General features: G+C 62.6%; 14 protein-coding genes. 4 read left to right on the top strand and 10 right to left on the bottom strand.

Translation table 11 applies throughout. The annotated features are described in order from the left end of the window. Positions 1-18 precede the first annotated feature (18 nt). Together efp and AB8A33_RS12415 are read left to right on the top strand one after the other, a co-directional pair. Positions 19-585, top strand: coding sequence for an elongation factor P (gene efp, locus AB8A33_RS12420; RefSeq protein ID WP_068736546.1), 567 nt, complete (start codon positions 19-21; stop codon positions 583-585). A 180-nt stretch (positions 586-765) separates the two neighbouring features. Then, the gene (locus AB8A33_RS12415) at positions 766-1,995 is read left to right on the top strand and encodes a lytic murein transglycosylase (protein ID WP_439093063.1); all 1,230 of its coding nucleotides are present in this window, start codon (positions 766-768) and stop codon (positions 1,993-1,995) included. A 9-nt stretch (positions 1,996-2,004) separates the two neighbouring features. On the opposite strand, the gene AB8A33_RS12410 is transcribed toward AB8A33_RS12415, so the two are convergent. Genes AB8A33_RS12410 through AB8A33_RS12400 form a run of 3 tightly spaced genes read right to left on the bottom strand, consistent with a single transcriptional unit; the run spans position 2,005 to position 5,763 of the window. Next, entirely contained in the window at positions 2,005-3,393 is a 1,389-nt protein-coding gene (locus AB8A33_RS12410; protein ID WP_439093061.1) for a class II fumarate hydratase, read from the bottom strand. A 9-nt stretch (positions 3,394-3,402) separates the two neighbouring features. Continuing rightward, the gene (locus tag AB8A33_RS12405; protein ID WP_439093059.1) at positions 3,403-4,383 is read right to left on the bottom strand and encodes a tripartite tricarboxylate transporter substrate-binding protein; all 981 of its coding nucleotides are present in this window, start codon (positions 4,381-4,383) and stop codon (positions 3,403-3,405) included. A gap of 30 nt (positions 4,384-4,413) precedes the next feature. Beyond that, entirely contained in the window at positions 4,414-5,763 is a 1,350-nt protein-coding gene (locus AB8A33_RS12400) for a class-II fumarase/aspartase family protein (protein WP_439063939.1), read from the bottom strand. A gap of 135 nt (positions 5,764-5,898) precedes the next feature. Between AB8A33_RS12400 and AB8A33_RS12395 the strand changes: the two genes are divergently transcribed. Beyond that, positions 5,899-6,648 (top strand): GntR family transcriptional regulator, encoded by a 750-nt coding sequence (locus AB8A33_RS12395; protein ID WP_439063940.1) that lies wholly within the window; start codon positions 5,899-5,901, stop codon positions 6,646-6,648. Positions 6,649-6,692: 44 nt separating this feature from the next. Here AB8A33_RS12395 and recJ read toward each other — a convergent pair whose 3' ends face one another. The 7 genes from recJ to AB8A33_RS12360 form a co-directional block, all read right to left on the bottom strand. Further along, a complete protein-coding gene (gene recJ, locus AB8A33_RS12390) occupies positions 6,693-8,531 on the bottom strand; it encodes a single-stranded-DNA-specific exonuclease RecJ (RefSeq protein WP_439063941.1) in 1,839 nt (612 codons plus the stop codon). A gap of 47 nt (positions 8,532-8,578) precedes the next feature. Beyond that, a complete protein-coding gene (locus AB8A33_RS12385; RefSeq protein WP_439063942.1) occupies positions 8,579-9,298 on the bottom strand; it encodes a haloacid dehalogenase type II in 720 nt (239 codons plus the stop codon). 79 nt (positions 9,299-9,377) lie between these two features. Continuing rightward, complete coding sequence (locus tag AB8A33_RS12380; protein WP_439063943.1) at positions 9,378-9,830, bottom strand: GNAT family N-acetyltransferase; 453 nt, start codon at positions 9,828-9,830, stop codon at positions 9,378-9,380. Between the two features lie 10 nt (positions 9,831-9,840). Next, a complete protein-coding gene (glpX, locus tag AB8A33_RS12375) occupies positions 9,841-10,839 on the bottom strand; it encodes a class II fructose-bisphosphatase (RefSeq protein ID WP_439063944.1) in 999 nt (332 codons plus the stop codon). 74 nt (positions 10,840-10,913) lie between these two features. Beyond that, the gene (locus tag AB8A33_RS12370; protein ID WP_439063945.1) at positions 10,914-12,236 is read right to left on the bottom strand and encodes a homoserine dehydrogenase; all 1,323 of its coding nucleotides are present in this window, start codon (positions 12,234-12,236) and stop codon (positions 10,914-10,916) included. A gap of 76 nt (positions 12,237-12,312) precedes the next feature. After that, on the bottom strand, positions 12,313-13,533 hold the full coding sequence (locus tag AB8A33_RS12365; protein WP_439093057.1) for an LL-diaminopimelate aminotransferase: 1,221 nt from the start codon (positions 13,531-13,533) through the stop codon (positions 12,313-12,315). Positions 13,534-13,626: 93 nt separating this feature from the next. After that, positions 13,627-13,947, bottom strand: coding sequence for a hypothetical protein (locus tag AB8A33_RS12360; RefSeq protein WP_439063946.1), 321 nt, complete (start codon positions 13,945-13,947; stop codon positions 13,627-13,629). Between the two features lie 339 nt (positions 13,948-14,286). On the opposite strand from AB8A33_RS12360, the gene AB8A33_RS12355 reads away from it, so the two are divergent. Further along, the gene (locus AB8A33_RS12355) at positions 14,287-16,026 is read left to right on the top strand and encodes a PHA/PHB synthase family protein (RefSeq protein WP_439095921.1); all 1,740 of its coding nucleotides are present in this window, start codon (positions 14,287-14,289) and stop codon (positions 16,024-16,026) included. The last annotated feature ends 115 nt before the right edge of the window (positions 16,027-16,141 follow it).

Raw genomic sequence — 16,141 nt, 5'->3', positions numbered from 1 at the left:
AATCTAGGAAACATATCTGTGAAAGTCATCGCCAGTTCTATTCGCAAGGGCAACGTCATCGAGCAGGAAGGCAAGCTCTACGTGGTTCTGTCTGCGGAGAACATCCACCCCGGCAAGGGAACCCCGGTCAGCCAGATCGAAATGCGCCGAATCAGCGACGGTGTGAAGATCTCGGAGCGCTACAAGACCACTGACCAGGTGGAAAAGGCGACGATTGAAGACCAGAACTTCAATTACCTCTACAAGGATGCCGACGGCTTCCACTTCATGAACAACGACAATTACGACCAGGTTCAGGTGCAGAAGGACGTCATCGGCGATGCCGAGCCCTATCTGCAGGAGAACATGACCGTGAAGCTGTCGCTGCATGGTCTGGTTCCGGTGGCGATCCAGATGCCGCAGCGCGCGACCCTCGAAGTCGTCGATACCGAACCGGTGACCAAGGGCCAGACCGCCTCGTCGTCCTACAAGCCTGCAATGCTGTCCAACGGCGTCCGTACCAACGTGCCGCCGCATGTCGGCACTGGCACTCGCATCGTGGTGCTGATCGAAGACGGCTCCTATATCGAGCGCGCCAAGGACTAAAAGCTCCCGGCTGTCGCAAGATTGCCGCAAGTCGGCCGCAGCTTTTTCGCAAGACCGCCGGAAGTCCGAAAACGGCTTCCGGCGGTCTTTTTCATTTGTGACTTCAATACGTTGCCCGCCTCCCCGCGCCGCGACGCATTGCCCCTGCCGCCGCGCAAGTCATGCGGCTACAATGGGGGCATGACCACGCACGATTCCCTGATCGACCGACGCCGCCTGCTCCGCTCCGGCCTGGGTGCCGGCGCGCTGCTGGCCATGCCCGGGACCGCCTTTGCGGCGCCTGCGGGCTTCGACGCGTGGCGCGATGGCTTTCGTGCAAAGGCAATTGCCAAAGGCGTCTCCGACGCGACCTATTCGCGCGTGATGGGCCGCATCGAGCCTGACATGTCCGTGTTCACCAAGATGCAGAAGCAGCCGGAATTTCACGAGCAGCTCTGGCAATACATCAATCGCCGCGCCTCCGACTGGCGCATCGCCGCCGGCAAGGACGCACTGCGCAAGAACGAAGGTGTGTTCGACCGCATCGAGCGCGACTTCGGCGTCGAGCGCGGCACGCTGCTGGCGTTGTGGGGCGTCGAGTCCGCCTATGGCGATCCGATAGTGCAGCAGAACCACATGCGTCCGGTATTTCCGTCGCTGGCCGCACTGGCGTGGAACGAACCGCGCCGCCGCGCCTATTGGGAAACCGAACTGATCAACGCGTTGAAGATCGTCGACAAGGGCTGGGGCACACCGGACGAGATGCGCGGCTCCTGGGCCGGCGCAATGGGCCACACGCAATGGATGCCGGAAGTCTGGCTCAATGTCGGCATCGACTATGACCGCGACGGCCGCGTCTCGCCGTTCGGCAAGCCTGACGACGCGCTCGGCTCCAGCGCACGCTTCCTCGTCAATCGCGGCAAATATCCACGCGGCGAGCACTGGGGCTATGAGGTCCGCGCCAATGGCGCGGCGTCATCGGATAGCAATCGCAGTTTTGCAGCATGGTCCGCTGTCGGCGTTACGCGCGCCGACGGCCAGCCGTTTCCGCAGCCGAATGCGAACGCCAAATTGTGGGTGCCGGTGCAAGGCGGCCCGGCCTTCCTGCTCGGTCAGGGCTTCTATGCCGTGCGCAGCTACAATCCGTCGATGAACTATGCGCTGGCGATCTGCCATCTCGGCGATCGCATTCTCGGCGCGCCGCCTTTCCTCCAGCCGTTCCCCGGCTCGGAACGCGCGCTGACACTCGCCGAAGTGCAGGAAGTGCAGACCCGCCTCACCCGTGCCGGCTTCGACACCGGCGGCACCGATGGCCGCGTCGGCAACGACACGATGAAGGCCGTGAAGGACTATCAGACGAAGACGGGTCTGCTGCCGGCGGATGGCTATGGTGGGCTGAAGGTCCTCGCGCGACTGCGGCTAGGCGGCTAAGCCGTTCCGTCAAATCCCCGCCATCCGCTGCGGATCGACATAACGATCATAGTCTTCACCCGAGAGCAGTCCCAGCGCGATCGCTGCTTCGCGCGGTGTGATGGAATCGTCCAGCGCCTTCGCCGTGATGAGCGCGACCTTGTCGTAACCGATCACCGGATTGAGAGCTGTCGCGAGCAGCGGCGCGTTGGCGACATTCGCAGCGAGCTGTCGCCGATCGACGTCGAGATCGCGGATCAATCGGGACGTAAAGACATCAATGCCATCGGCGAGGATGCGGATGGACTGCAAGACGTTGTAGATGATGACTGGCTTGGCAACGTTGAGCTCGAAATTGCCGGACGCACTGGCTGCGGTGACGACAGCGTTGTTGCCCGTCACCTGAAAACAGGCTTGCGCAAGCATTTCGGCGATGGTGGGATTGCGTTTGCCGGGCATGATCGACGACGTCAGCCCGTCATGCGGGATGACGAGCTCACCGAGTCCGCAGCGCGGACCCGAGCCGAGGAAGCGCACGTCGTTCGCAATCTTCAGCAGCGTGACGGCAAGGCCATTGAGCGCGCCGGACACTTCGACAAGCGCGTCATGTGCGCCCATGCCTTCGAACTTGCTCGGGTTCGGGACGAACGCAACGCCGGTCAATGCGTTCAGGTGCTCGCAAAAGGCGCTGTCGAATCCCTTTGGCGCATTGAGCCCCGAGCCGACGGCTGTGCCGCCCTGCGGTAGCATCAGCAGGCGCGGGAACACGGCTTCGATGCGATCGATCGCATGATCGGTCTGGCGCGCGAAGGCATCGAATGCCTGCCCCATGGTCATCGGCACCGCATCCATTAGATGCGTGCGGCCGATCTTCACGACGTCGGAGAACGCGTCCGCCTTGGCGCGGAGATCATCGCGCAGCGTCTGTAAGGCCGGGAGCAAACGCCTGCGCAATTCCAGCGCCGTTGCCACATGCATCACGGTCGGAAAGCTGTCATTCGATGACTGCGAACAATTGACGTGATCGTTGGGATGAACCGGCGATTTGGTCCCGAGCGGCTGGCCCAGCAATTCATTGGCGCGGTTCGCGATCACCTCGTTGGCGTTCATGTTGGTCTGGGTGCCGGAGCCGGTCTGCCAGATCGGCAACGGAAAATGATCGTCGAACCGGCCTTGCTGAAGTTCGAGTGCCGCTGTTTCGATCGGCGCCGCGATCTCCGGCGCGATCGTCCCGAGTTGCAGATTGGCGCGCACCGCCGCGATCTTCTGCAGAGCGAATGCACGGATCAGCGCGACCGGGAAACGCTCATCGCTGACCTGGAAGACCTCAAGTGCGCGTTGGGTCTGCGCGCCCCAATAGCGATCCTTCGGCACCGCGATGGTGCCGAAGGAGTCGTGTTCGATGCGAACGTCACTCACGCTTCTCGCTCACTGCGCGCCGACAACGCCCGCCGCCTTGATGATCGGCGTCCATTTGTCGATCTCCGATTTTAGATGCGCGGCCAGCGCTTCGGGCGTCGCCCTCTCCGGCGCCACCGGCTGCACGCCGAGCCCGGCAAGCCGGCTCTTCACGGTCTCGTCCTTCAGCGCCACGTTCAGTGCGGCAACAAGTTTGTCGATGATCGGCTTGGGCGTGCCCTTGGGTGCGAACAGGCCGTACCAGACGGTGTAGGTGAAGCCCGGCAATCCGCCCTCGGCGGTGGTGGGGAGCTTCGGCAGCGCCGGGGCCCGCTCGGTGCTGGTGACGGCGTAGCCCTTGATCGTGCCGCCATCGACATTGCCGACAACGTTGACGATCTGATCGCACATCACGTCGACCTGCCCGCTCATCATGTCATTCATCGCCGGGCCCGCGCCGCGATAGGCGATCTGGGTCGGCTGCGTGCCGGTCGCCGCATTGAGCAGGAGCCCGCACAGATGCGAAGCCGATCCGATGCCGGCATGCGCGTAATTCACTTTCTCCTTATTCGTCTTCATCCAGGCGATCAGCTCGGCGAGATTGGCTGCCGGGAGATCCTTGCGTGCCACGAACACCGACGGCAGATCGACAGCGAGACCGATCGGCTCATAGTCCTTGATCGGATCGTATTTGAGTTTTGGATACAGCGCCGGATTGGTCGCGTGGCTGATATGGATCAGCAGCAGATTGTAGCCGTCCGGCGACGAGGCCGCGACCTTGGCGCTGCCGATCGAGCCGCCGGCGCCGGTCGTGTTCTCGACGATGACCTGCTGCTTCAGCGGGCCGCTCATGCCCTGCGCCAGCAGCCGCGCGATCGTGTCGCCGGGACCGCCTGCCGAATACGGCATGTTCATGGTGATGGTGCGTGTCGGAAAGTCCTGGGCCGAGGCCGGAACGGCAAGGAGCGCACCGGCGAGCACGAATGCGGTCGTCAAAATGTTCTTCGTCATCGAAATTCCTCCCCTGTTGTGTTTGTTGTTTCAGCGTTTGCTCATGCTCAGCACGCGATCCACCATCGGACCGCACAGGCCGAGATAGTTGGCCGGATCGCAGTGGCGACGGATGGCGTCCTTGCCGCCAAGCGCTTCGGTGATTTCCGGCACTTCGGCGAGAATGTCGGCGAGCTGTCCGCCGCCTTCGATCGCCTTGCGGCAGGCGTCGTAGACCACATCATGCGCATGCTGGCGGCCGAGTTTCGGCGCCGCTGCCATCATCACCGCTTCGGCGACGATGAGACCGCGTGTCAGATCCAGATTCTCCAGCATGCGCTTCTCGTGAACCACGAGTCCGGCCAGCATGAATTTGGCATTTGCCAGCGACGAGGCGGTGAGCAGGAAGCTCTCCGGCAACGACACCCATTCGAGGTGCCACGGCCCCGTTGCACGTTCCAGGTCATGGATCATGCCGTCGAGCATGGTCGCGACGTGCTGGCGCACCGCCTTGGCAGCGGCGAGCATCAGTTCGCTGGAAATCGCGTTACGCTTTTGCGGCATCGTCGATGAGGCGCCGCGACCGGGCACGAAAGGCTCCGACACTTCGCCGAATTCCGACGATGACAACAGCATCACGTCGGTGGCGATCTTGCCGAGCGTACCGGTGATCAGACCGAGCAGCGTGACCGCTTCGGCGATGCCGTCGCGGGCGACATGCCAGGTGATCGAGGGCTGATGCAGGCCGAGCTCCTCGCAGAACAGTCTTTGCATCTCCAACCCGCCCTCGCCCACCGACGCGAGCGTCCCCGCGGCGCCGGAGAACTCGCCGAGCAGGATGCGTGGCAGTGCCTGATCGACGCGTTCGATGTGACGATCGATGGAAGAGAGCCAGACGGCGGCCTTGTAGCCGAAGGTGACCGGCAGCGCCTGCTGCAGATGGGTGCGCCCGGCCATCGGCGTGTCGCGATATTTGCGCGCCATCGCGACCAGGATGTCGCGGACCTCGCGTAGATCGCGTGCAACGATCTGCAGGGCCGCGCGGATCTGCAGGACGTTGGCGGTGTCCATGATGTCCTGAGTGGTCGCACCCCAATGGACATAGCGGCCCGCCTCTCCGGCGGCCTCGGATAGCTGATGAACAAGTGGCAGGATCGGGTAGCCGACGATTTCGGTCTCAGCGCGGAGCTTGTCGAAATCGATCCGGATCGATTTGGCGGCGGCCTCGATGGCCTGGGCGGCATCCTTCGGGACAACGCCCATGCGAGCCTGCGCACGGGCCAGCGCGACTTCGGCCTCGATGTAGCGGCCGACCAGGGCTTCGTCGGCGAAGACCGCCCGCATTTCCGCGGTGCCGAACATGTCCCGAAACAGGACCGAATCGAAAACCGTGCTGCCCATAACGCTTCCTCTTATTATGTTCGTACATATTAAATTGTCCGAACATAAACTACGTGTCAATCTCCTTCCTTGACGAGATGGTCGCCAATCAGGTTTCCATCTTGCGATCAGGGGCTTAGGAGTCGAGGGACGACGGTGGAAAAGCGTTACGCGTTCGTGGCCCGAGCACTTACCGAGGCCATTGCAGACGGCCGGCATCCCGTCGGGTCCGTACTGCCGACAGAATTCGAGCTGGCGGACCAGTTCGCCGTGAGCCGATCAACCGTGCGCGCGGCGATGCAGGAGCTGCAGGCGTCTGGTCTAGTGAGCCGCAAACGCAATGCCGGAACCCGCGTCGAAGCGGCCTCTCCGGCCAAGGGTGGCGATGGCTTTACGCAGGCACTCAATACGATCGAGGCGGTGCAGCAGTTCGGCACCGAGACAGAGCGCCACGTGCAGCGCGTCGCCGACATTGTCGCGGACAGCGAGTTGGCCAGCCAGCTTGGATGCCAGCCCGGCCGGCGCTGGTTGTGCATCTCAAGTCTGCGCACGATTCCGGGCGACGTCACACAGCCACCGATCTGCTGGACCGATGTCTATATCGACGGCGCCTTTGCCGACGAGGTGCGCGCGAAGATGAGCGGGCATCACGAAATCTTTGGCACGCTCGTCGAAAAGATCTCGGGACGACGGTTCGTCGAGATCCGTCAGGACATATCTGCTGTGGGCGTTTCGAAGACGATGGCGGAGCCTCTGAAGGCAGAAACCGGCGCGCATGCGCTGTCGATCCGGCGGCAATATCTGTTCGCGTCAAGCGAGCTGGCGGAAGTCTCGCTCAGCATTCATCCAGCGGACCGGTATCGATATTCGACCAGACTGCTGCGCCGACAAGACACAAATGGATGAGTGCGCCGGTCAAGCCGGGTGACGACAGGTTGAAAGCGGTGAGACTACCTGATCATCTTCGGCCCGGGATCCGGCGCCGCCACATCGATCACGCGCATCTGCACGCGTTCGGCACCCTGCCAGCGATCCACGGTGAGTGATCCCGCCACATGCACCGGCTGACCGCGCAGTTCCTGCAATGCATTGCCGAGCTTCTGTCCGACCGAACGAAACGCGATGCCGTTGACCATCGCGCCATCGCTCGCCTTGAAGCGTAGCCGCAGATGCGCCTGACCGACTTCGTCGACATAAGCGAGCTGATGCGCCGGCAGCGCGATCACCGGCTCGGGATTGGCCGCACCAAATGGTCCTGCACGATTGAGCGTATTCACCAGATCCGTCGTCACACCGCGCGCGGTGACGGCGCCGTCGATGAACAGTTCTTTCTCGTTGCGGGACTTGCCGACATCCGCAGCCAGCGCGCTTTCGATATAGGCGCGGAATTCGCCGAGCCGCTCCTTGCGTAGCGTGATGCCCGCGGCCATGGCGTGGCCGCCGCCTTTCATCAACAACCCGTCAGTGACCGCCTGTCGCACGGCCTTGCCGAGATCGACGCCGGAGATCGAACGGCCAGACCCCGTGCCGATACCGCCGGGCTCCAGCGCGATGGCAAAAGCGGGCCGCGAGAATTTTTCCTTCAGGCGCGAGGCGACGAGACCGACGACGCCGGGATGCCAGCCTTCACTGGCCGTAACGATCACGGAGCCTTTGTCCTCAAGCCCCAATGACGCCAGCGCCTCCGCTTCGGCCTGCGCTTCAGCGGCCTGCTCGATCACACGGCGCTCGATGTTCAGCCGATCGAGTTCGGCAGCGATCTTCGCGGCCTCGGAGATATCGCCTTCTAGCAGCAGCCGCACGCCCAAGTCTGCGCGACCAATGCGGCCGCCGGCATTGATGCGCGGTCCCAACATAAAACCGAGATGCCACGCTTCCGGCGGACCGTTCAAACGCGCCACATCCATCAATGCGGTATGCCCGACATGATCGCGGCGACGCAATGCGATGAGACCCTTGGCGACAAAGGCGCGGTTCAGGCCGATCAGCGGCGCGACGTCGGCCACAGTGCCCAGCGCCACATGATGCAACATGCCGAGCAGATCCGGCTCCGGCATCTCCGCGGTCCAGAAGCCGCGCTTGCGCAATTCGCGATTGACGGCGACCAGCGTGATCAGCACGAGGCCCACGGCGGCGAGATGACCGAGACCGGAAATATCGTCGAGCCGGTTCGGATTCACCACGGCATCGACGTCAGGCAATTCCTCGCCGGTCTGATGGTGATCGATGACGACCACGGACATGCCGAGCTTCTTGGCCTCGGCCAGAGGTTCGAAGCTCGTCGTGCCGCAATCGACAGTCACCAGCAGCGTGGCGCCCTTGCCGGCCAGCGTTTTGATGGCATCCACATTGGGGCCATAGCCTTCGAAGATGCGATCGGGAATGTGGATCTGCGGATCGAGCCCGCAATGGCGCAGATGCCAGGCCAGCAGCGCCGACGACGTCGCGCCATCGACGTCGTAGTCGCCGAAGATCGCCACCTTCTCCCGGCGCTGCGCGGCATCCGCGATGCGCTTTGCCGCCGCTTCCATCTGCGTGATGGTGAACGGGTCCGGCATCAGCTTGCGGATGGTGGGATCGAGAAAGTCCTCGACCGCATCGAGCTCGACGCCGCGCCCGGCCAGCAGCCGCGCCAGCATCTCCGGCAATTGATAACGCTGCACCATGGCCAGCGCCCGCGCCGCGCCGCGCTGGTCCACCCGGTCGCGCCAGATCCGCCCGGTGGCGGATTCGGTGACGCCGAGAAAGGCCTGCTGGGATTCGACGGGAATGATGGTCGGTGGCGTCATGGGATCAGCAATAGGCCGCGCAGCCGCTTTCGGCAAATCTCAGGCCGTCAGCAGCCCATCCGCTTCGCCAGATCATTGAAATCATCCGCTACCACGTCCCACGCGCCATCGGCCTTGAAATCGCGGTTCTGGTGCGGACCATATTCAGTGACGCGCGGCACGAAGGCGGTCTTGAGACCGAGCTTCTGCGCAGCGTCGAGATCGTTGTTATGCGCCGCAACCATCATGACTTCGGCAGGCTTCAGATTGAGCAGTGCGGCCGCGCCGAGATAGGCCTGCGGATCGGGCTTGTAGTGTTCGAACAGTTCCGCGCTCATGATCAGGTCCCATGGCAGGCCAGCGAATTTCGCCATGTTGGTCAGCAGCGCTACATTGCCGTTCGACAACGGGCTGATGACGTATTTGGTCTTCAGGCGCGTCAGACCGCTGACCGAGTCCACCCACGGATGCAGCCGGTGCCAGCCCAGTGTCATGTAATGCAGATCGTTGTCCGAGAGCCCGTTGATGCCGAATTTGGCGACCAGCACATCGAGCGACTGCCGATGCAGCGTATCGAGCTTGACGAAACCGCGCTCGGGATGATGACGCACCACGTCCATCGACGGCATGTAGGCCTGCCGCCAGGCGTCGACGAGCGCAGTCCAGTCCGCGGTCATGCCGCGCGCTTTGCCGAACGCGGTACAGTCAGCAATCAGGCTGGAACGCCAGTCAACCACGGTGCCGAACACGTCGAACACCAGAGCCTTGACGTTATCGGTCTCGCTCATGGTCTCATCCCCATTTTGTTTTCTTGGTTTTTAGTTCGATTAATCCGAGCGCATGTTGGCGCGCTCGGATTGCCTTTAGTTAGAGTATCTTCCGGTATTGCATAAATCCGGAATTGTCCGCGACCTGATCGTAGAGAATTCTGGCCTGCACATTCTCGTTCTGCGTCAGCCAGTGCACACGGCTGCAGCCGTCCGCCTTGGCCTTTGCGTAGACAGCTTCGATCAAAGCGCGACCGACGCCAAGTCCCCGCGCGCCGTTGTCGACGAACAGATCCTGCAGATAGCAGTAGTTGCCCGGCGTCCAGGATGAGCGGTGATACAGGAACTGCACGATGCCGGTGAGCTTGCCATCCACATAGGCGCCGAGCAGGAACATCTGCTCGTTTGCGTCATGGAAACGCTTCCACGCCGTGTCCGTCGCGACCTGTGGCAGCGTCGCCTTGTAAAAGGTCAGATAGCCCTGCCACAGCGGCTCCCAGGCGGCCCGTTCGTCGGGGCCAACCGGGCGGATCTCAACATTCGCCTTCGCCATGTGACCGAACTCAATCCAGGTGGAATTTTTCGAGCTGGCGATGCTCGCCCTTGATGATGCGCACGGTGCCTGTGACCGAACGCATCACGATGGTCTCGGTCTCGATGACGTCGCCGCGGAACTTGACGCCCGACAGCAATGCGCCGTCGGTGACGCCGGTGGCGGCAAACAGGCAGTCGCCCTTCGCCATGTCCTCGATGCCATAGATCATCTTCGGATCGGTGACGCCCATCTTCGCCGCACGCTCGCGCTTCTCGTCGGTATCGAGGATCAGGCGAGTCTGCATCTGGCCACCGATGCAGCGCAGTGCTGCAGCTGCCAGCACGCCTTCCGGTGCTCCGCCAATGCCGAGATAGATGTCGATGCCGGATTTGGCGGGATCGGTGGTGTGGATGACGCCGGCGACGTCGCCGTCCGGAATGAGACGCAGCGCCGCCCCGGTCGAGCGGATCGCTGCAATCAATGCTTCGTGCCGCGGCCGCTCAAGCACGAGGGCTGTGATCGCCGACACCGGTACGCCCTTGGCCTTGGCGAGGCGCTTGATGTTCTCTTCCGGCGATGCGTCGATGTCGATCACGTTCTTGGCGTAGCCCGGACCAATTGCGATCTTGTCCATATAGACGTCGGGCGCGTGCAGCAGCGTGCCGCCGTCGGCCATCGCCATGGTGGCGATCGAGCCCGGCATGTCCTTGGCGCACAGCGTCGTGCCTTCGAGCGGATCGACGGCAATATCGACCTTGGGGCCCGCATTGATGCCGACCTTTTCGCCGATATAGAGCATCGGCGCTTCGTCGCGCTCGCCCTCGCCGATCACGATGGTGCCATCGATCGGCATCTTGTTGAGTTCGCGGCGCATCGCATCGACCGCTGCCTGATCCGCCGCCTTTTCCTGCCCATGACCACGCAGCCGCGCAGCCGACACTGCCGCGCGCTCGGTCACGCGAACGATCTCCAGCGTCAGAATGCGCTCGAGCAGTTGCTGCGGTGGGACGGTAATATGGGTCGACATGGGCGGGCTCCTTCTACGGCGGGTCTGACGACCCCTAGGGATCGATGATCCCATACAACTCTCAACGCGTGGATTTAGTTCTTCTCGATCCGGATAACTTGCGGCTTGCCCGATATCACCTTGTCGCTCTGTACGGCCTGGAGGGCGCGGCGCATCGCGTCTTCAGCGGTCGCATAGGTGATCAGGATAACAGGCACAGGTGACGATTTCGTGCTCTTGCCGACCGGCTCGATGCCGCCATTCGGATGGCGCTGCACGATCGACTCCAGCGAGATCTTCTGCTCGGCCAGACGGGTCGCGATGCGCGCAGCTGTGCCGGCGAGATCGCGCGCCATCAGGCGGATATAATAACCACCTTCATGGCGCTCCATCGGCGCCTTGGTGGTGGTCTTGAGTTTCGCAACTGGTCGCCCGAACGGCAACGTGCGCACGTTACGTGCGACGTCGGCGATATCAGCGAGAACAGCAGACGCCGTCGCAGCGCCGCCAGCGCCCGGACCGACCAGCGTAATCGGCGCGATGCCGGCACCGTCGACGGTGACAGCGTTGGTGACGCCCATGACCTGCGCAATGGAGGACGACAGCGGCACCATGGTTGGATGCACGCGCTGTTCGATGCCGGTCGCGGTGCGCATGGCGACGCCCAGCAGCTTCACGCGATAGCCGAGTTCTGCAGCGGCGCGCAGATCTTCAGCCGCGATGGACGAAATGCCCTCGACCGAAACAGCGCTCTGCGCGACCTTGGTCCCGAATGCGAGGCTGGCGAGAATGGCCAGCTTCTGCGCGGTGTCGTGGCCATCGACGTCGAAGGACGGCTCGGCTTCGGCGTAGCCAAGCCGCTGCGCGTCTTTAAGGCATTCCTCGAAGGACAGGCCCTCCAGCTCCATCCGGGACAGGATGTAGTTGCAGGTGCCGTTGAGAATACCGTAGACGCGATTGATATCGGTGCCGGCGAGACCTTCGCGGATCGTCTTGATGATCGGAATGGCGCCCGCGACGGCGGCCTCATAATTCAGCGCGCCGCCGTGCTTCTCAGCCGATGCCGCGAGCTTCAGACCATGCTTGGCGATCAGTGCCTTGTTCGCGGTTACGACCGACTTGCCGGCGCCGAGCGCCGCCTCGATCGATGACAGAGCGGGATCACCGACACCGCCCATCAATTCGACGAAGCACTCGACATCCGGATGCTGAGCAACCGCCAGCGGATCCTTCATCCAGTCGATGCCGCGCAGATCGACGCCGCGCTTCTTGATCTTGGAGCGCGCGGTGACAGCAACCACCTTGACGCCACGACCGCAGCGCGCGGCCAAAATCGAGTTCTGCTGTTCGATGAGACGGACGACTTCGGCACCAACGGTGCCGAGTCCCGCGATACCCACTTTGAGGGGTGCGACCATTAAGCTTCAGACCTGTCGGAATTCTTGTTGAGCGATGACCGGTCCGAAAACCGGTTGCCGGCTTTCGGGATCACGCCTATCGCCGGTTGGCGAGAGGAACCACGTTGTGCAACGTTTCGAGACCGCTTTCAAGGAAGCGGCGAATGCCGCGGGCAGCCTGGCGAATACGTTGTTCGTTCTCGACCATCGCAATGCGGACATAGCCTTCGCCATGCTCGCCGAAGGCGACGCCGGGAGATACAACCACACCGGACTTTTCAACGAGAAGCGTTGCAAACTGCATGCTGCCGACCTCGCGGAATTTCTCCGGCAACGGCGCCCAGGCGAACATCGACGCCGAGGGCGGCGGAATGTCCCAGCCAGCGCGGCCGAAGGATTCCACCATCGCGTCGCGGCGCTTGCGATAGACATCACGCATCTCGCGAATGCAGTCGTCCGGACCGTTCAGCGCGGCAGTCGCCGCGACCTGCACGGGCGTAAACGCGCCGTAGTCGAGATAGGATTTCACCCGCGTCAGCGCGGCAATGATGCGCTCGTTGCCGACCGCAAAGCCCATGCGCCAGCCGGCCATCGAGAAGGTCTTCGACATCGAGTTGAACTCGACGGTGACGTCCATCGCGCCCGGTACCTGCAGCACTGAGGGCGGCGGGTTCTTGTCGTCGAAATAGACCTCCGCATAAGCGAGGTCCGAAAGAATGTAGATCTCGTGCTTCTTCGCGAAGGCCACGAGGTCCTTGTAGAAATCGAGGGTTGCCACCTGCGCCGTCGGGTTCGACGGATAGCAGACGATCAGCGCGATCGGTTTCGGGATCGAATGGATGATGGCGCGCTCGACGGCGGCGAAGAAGTCCGGCGTCGGCTCGGACGGCACCGAGCGGATCACGCCGCCAGCCATCAGGAAGCCGAAGGCATGAATCGGATAGCTTGGATTCGGGCACAGCACGACGTCGCCGGGCGCGGTGATCGCCTGGGCGACGTTCGCGAAGCCTTCCTTGGAGCCCAGCGTCGCCACCACCTGAGTGTCGGGATTGAGCTTCACGCCAAAGCGGCGCTCGTAATAGCCGGCCTGGGCCTTGCGGAGGCCGGTGATGCCCTTCGAGGCAGAATAGCGGTCGGTGCGCGGCTTGCCCAAGGTCTCCTTGAGCTTCTCGATCACATGCGGCGGGGTCGCCAGATCCGGATTGCCCATGCCGAGGTCGATGATATCGGCGCCAGCGTTCCGCGCGGCGGCCTTGGCCCGGTTGACCTGTTCGAACACATAGGGCGGCAGTCGGCGGATGCGGTAGAATTCTTCCATGGGATCGGGCTCCAAAACCGCTTCAGCGCGCGGTTGAATCGTTTCTTTTTATCACGGAAGCCCGGTGACACCAGTCACGACGGGCAGTTTTGACTATTTGGCCGCCGGTTTGGCCGGCAGCACGACGGCCTGGCGATCGCGGGCGGCAGTCAGTTCGGCCTGCATCTTGGCCTGGTCCGCCGGCGCCATGGCGGTGCCTTCGCGGGTGGTCGGCAGGTCGTGAACCGGCAGATAGGTGCCCACCTCGGCCGGACGTGCCGGAGCGCCCGCCGGCGTCCCCACCATGGGCATGTCGGCAATCGACGAGGCGCAGCCGCCAAGCGGCAAGCCAAGGCCCAGCGCCAGCAGGGCGGCGGTTGCCACTGCCCGCGCGCTGCGACCGTCGATCACCCTGAATGTGCCTCTACGCGTCACGCCACAACCCTACATCGCATTAGAATCGATTTCATCCCCATTGCAGCGCACCATCCGATCAATCTGGTCACAAACGATTAACGCCGGGGGAACATGATGCAGGCTTGGATCTTCAATATGACCGAAGCAAGACGTTTGACGCGGTGCAGCACATCGAATCCTGCGGCAACCCGCGAACTGTGCCATCATCGATTTGCGTGGTGACGTACCGTTGCCCGACTGGAATGAAGCTGTTGTTGCGCCATGACCGAAGTTGCCGCCGAAGCCAAAGCTGCTGAAAACAAGACCTCGGGCGACAAGACCGACAAGCCGTTCAATCCCGAAGCTTTTGCGCTCAACATGGCCAAGGCGATGGAGAATGGCGGCAAGGCGCTGGCCGCCTATCTGCAGCCACGCCAGACTGGCGAGACCGTCGACAAGCCGCCGAACGAGCTGACCGAACTGATCAAGACATTCAGCATCGTCGCCAACTACTGGCTGTCCGACGACAAGCGCGCCGCCGAATTGCAGATGAAACTCGGCAAGGCCTATCTCGACCTCTGGGGCTCGGCGATGCGCCGGATGGTCGGCGAAACCAGCTCGCCCGCTATCGAGGCACCGCCGCGCGACAAGCGCTTCAGCGATCCCGAATGGAAATCGAACCAGTTCTTCGATTTCGTCATGCAGGCCTATCTGCTGACCACGCAATGGGCCCACGACCTCGTCAAGAATGCCGAGGGGCTCGATGCGCATACCCGCAAGAAAGCGGAGTTCTACGTCCAGCAGATCACCAATGCGATGGCGCCGTCGAACTTCGTGCTGACCAATCCGGAAGTGCTGCGCGAGACGGTCGCGTCGAATGGCAGCAACCTGATGCGTGGCATGACCATGCTGGCCGAAGACATCGAGGCCGGCCGCGGCTCGATCCGCATTCGCCAGTCCGACCCGAAGAATCTCGAAGTCGGCGTCAACATGGCGACGACGCCGGGCAAAGTGATTTTCCAGAACGAGGTGATGCAGCTGATCCAGTATCAGCCGGCAACCGAGAACGTGCTGCGCACGCCGCTGCTGATCGTGCCGCCTTGGATCAACAAGTTTTACATCCTCGATCTCAAGCCCGAGAAATCCTTCATCAAGTGGGCCGTCGACCAGGGTGTCTCGGTGTTCGTGATCTCCTGGGTCAACCCCGACAAGCGGCTCGGCGCCAAGACCTTCGATGACTATATGAAGGAAGGCCCGCTGACCGCGATGGACGTGATCGAGCAGGTCACCGGCGAGATGACGGTCCACACCATCGGCTATTGCGTCGGCGGCACCCTGCTCGCCTCGACGCTGGCCTGGCTCGCCGAGAAGCGCCGCGTCCGCGTGGCCTCGGCGACGTTCCTGGCCGCGCAGGTCGACTTCACCCATGCCGGCGACCTCATGGTCTTCGTCGATGAGGATCAGATCTCGGCTCTGGAAAAGGACATGCAGGCGGCGGGTGTGCTGGAAGGCAGCAAGATGGCCATGGCCTTCAACATGCTGCGATCCAACGACCTGATCTGGTCCTACGTGGTCAACAACTACCTCAAGGGCAAGCCGCCTTCGGCCTTCGATTTGCTGCACTGGAATTCGGATGCGACGCGGATGCCGGCGGCGAACCATTCGTTCTATCTGCGCAACTGCTATCTCGAGAACAAGCTCTCGACCGGCAACATGATCCTCGACAACACCCGGCTTGATCTCTCGAAGGTCAAGGTGCCTGTCTACAATCTCGCCACCCGCGAGGATCACATCGCACCGGCGCAATCGGTGCTGTACGGCTCGCAATTCTTCGGCGGCCCGGTGAAATACGTGCTGTCCGGCTCCGGCCATATCGCCGGTGTGGTGAATCCACCGGCCTCCGGCAAGTACCAGTACTGGACCAACGACAACGCCCACGCCACCAATCTCGCCGACTGGATGAAGACCGCGCAGGAACATGCTGGCTCATGGTGGCCGAACTGGCGTGAATGGCTCTCCGGCATCGATGGCGAAGAGGTTCTGGCCCGTCAGGTCGGCACCGACGCCTTCCCCCCACTGGAAGACGCCCCCGGCAGTTATGTGCGGGTGCGGGCGTAGCGGCTCGCGTGCTTCGCGCTCGGTTGGCGTTGTCACAGCAAACGTCTATGGTTTCAGCCAACGCGCATCGCATACGGCTTGCGGCGCGCGTGTTTTGCATGACCATCTCCGCGTT

It is taken from the genome of Tardiphaga sp. 813_E8_N1_3, assembly GCF_051811025.1.
GTDB lineage: Bacteria > Pseudomonadota > Alphaproteobacteria > Rhizobiales > Xanthobacteraceae > Tardiphaga.
The sequence above is the reverse complement of the archived record's forward strand: the minus strand, read 5'-3'. Positions and strand labels throughout refer to the sequence as shown.

What these genes read in the sequence shown, in the direction of transcription:
- AB8A33_RS12380 (WP_439063943.1), bottom strand. Translation starts at nt 9,830, where the DNA reads ATGGCGAAGGCGAATGTTGAGATCCGCCCGGTTGGCCCCGACGAACGG.
- AB8A33_RS12365 (WP_439093057.1), bottom strand. Translation starts at nt 13,533, where the DNA reads ATGGAAGAATTCTACCGCATCCGCCGACTGCCGCCCTATGTGTTCGAA.
- AB8A33_RS12355 (WP_439095921.1), top strand. Translation starts at nt 14,287, where the DNA reads ATGGCCAAGGCGATGGAGAATGGCGGCAAGGCGCTGGCCGCCTATCTG.
- AB8A33_RS12400 (WP_439063939.1), bottom strand. Translation starts at nt 5,763, where the DNA reads ATGGGCAGCACGGTTTTCGATTCGGTCCTGTTTCGGGACATGTTCGGC.
- AB8A33_RS12415 (WP_439093063.1), top strand. Translation starts at nt 766, where the DNA reads ATGACCACGCACGATTCCCTGATCGACCGACGCCGCCTGCTCCGCTCC.
- glpX (WP_439063944.1), bottom strand. Translation starts at nt 10,839, where the DNA reads ATGTCGACCCATATTACCGTCCCACCGCAGCAACTGCTCGAGCGCATT.
- AB8A33_RS12370 (WP_439063945.1), bottom strand. Translation starts at nt 12,236, where the DNA reads ATGGTCGCACCCCTCAAAGTGGGTATCGCGGGACTCGGCACCGTTGGT.
- AB8A33_RS12405 (WP_439093059.1), bottom strand. Translation starts at nt 4,383, where the DNA reads ATGACGAAGAACATTTTGACGACCGCATTCGTGCTCGCCGGTGCGCTC.
- recJ (WP_439063941.1), bottom strand. Translation starts at nt 8,531, where the DNA reads ATGACGCCACCGACCATCATTCCCGTCGAATCCCAGCAGGCCTTTCTC.
- AB8A33_RS12385 (WP_439063942.1), bottom strand. Translation starts at nt 9,298, where the DNA reads ATGAGCGAGACCGATAACGTCAAGGCTCTGGTGTTCGACGTGTTCGGC.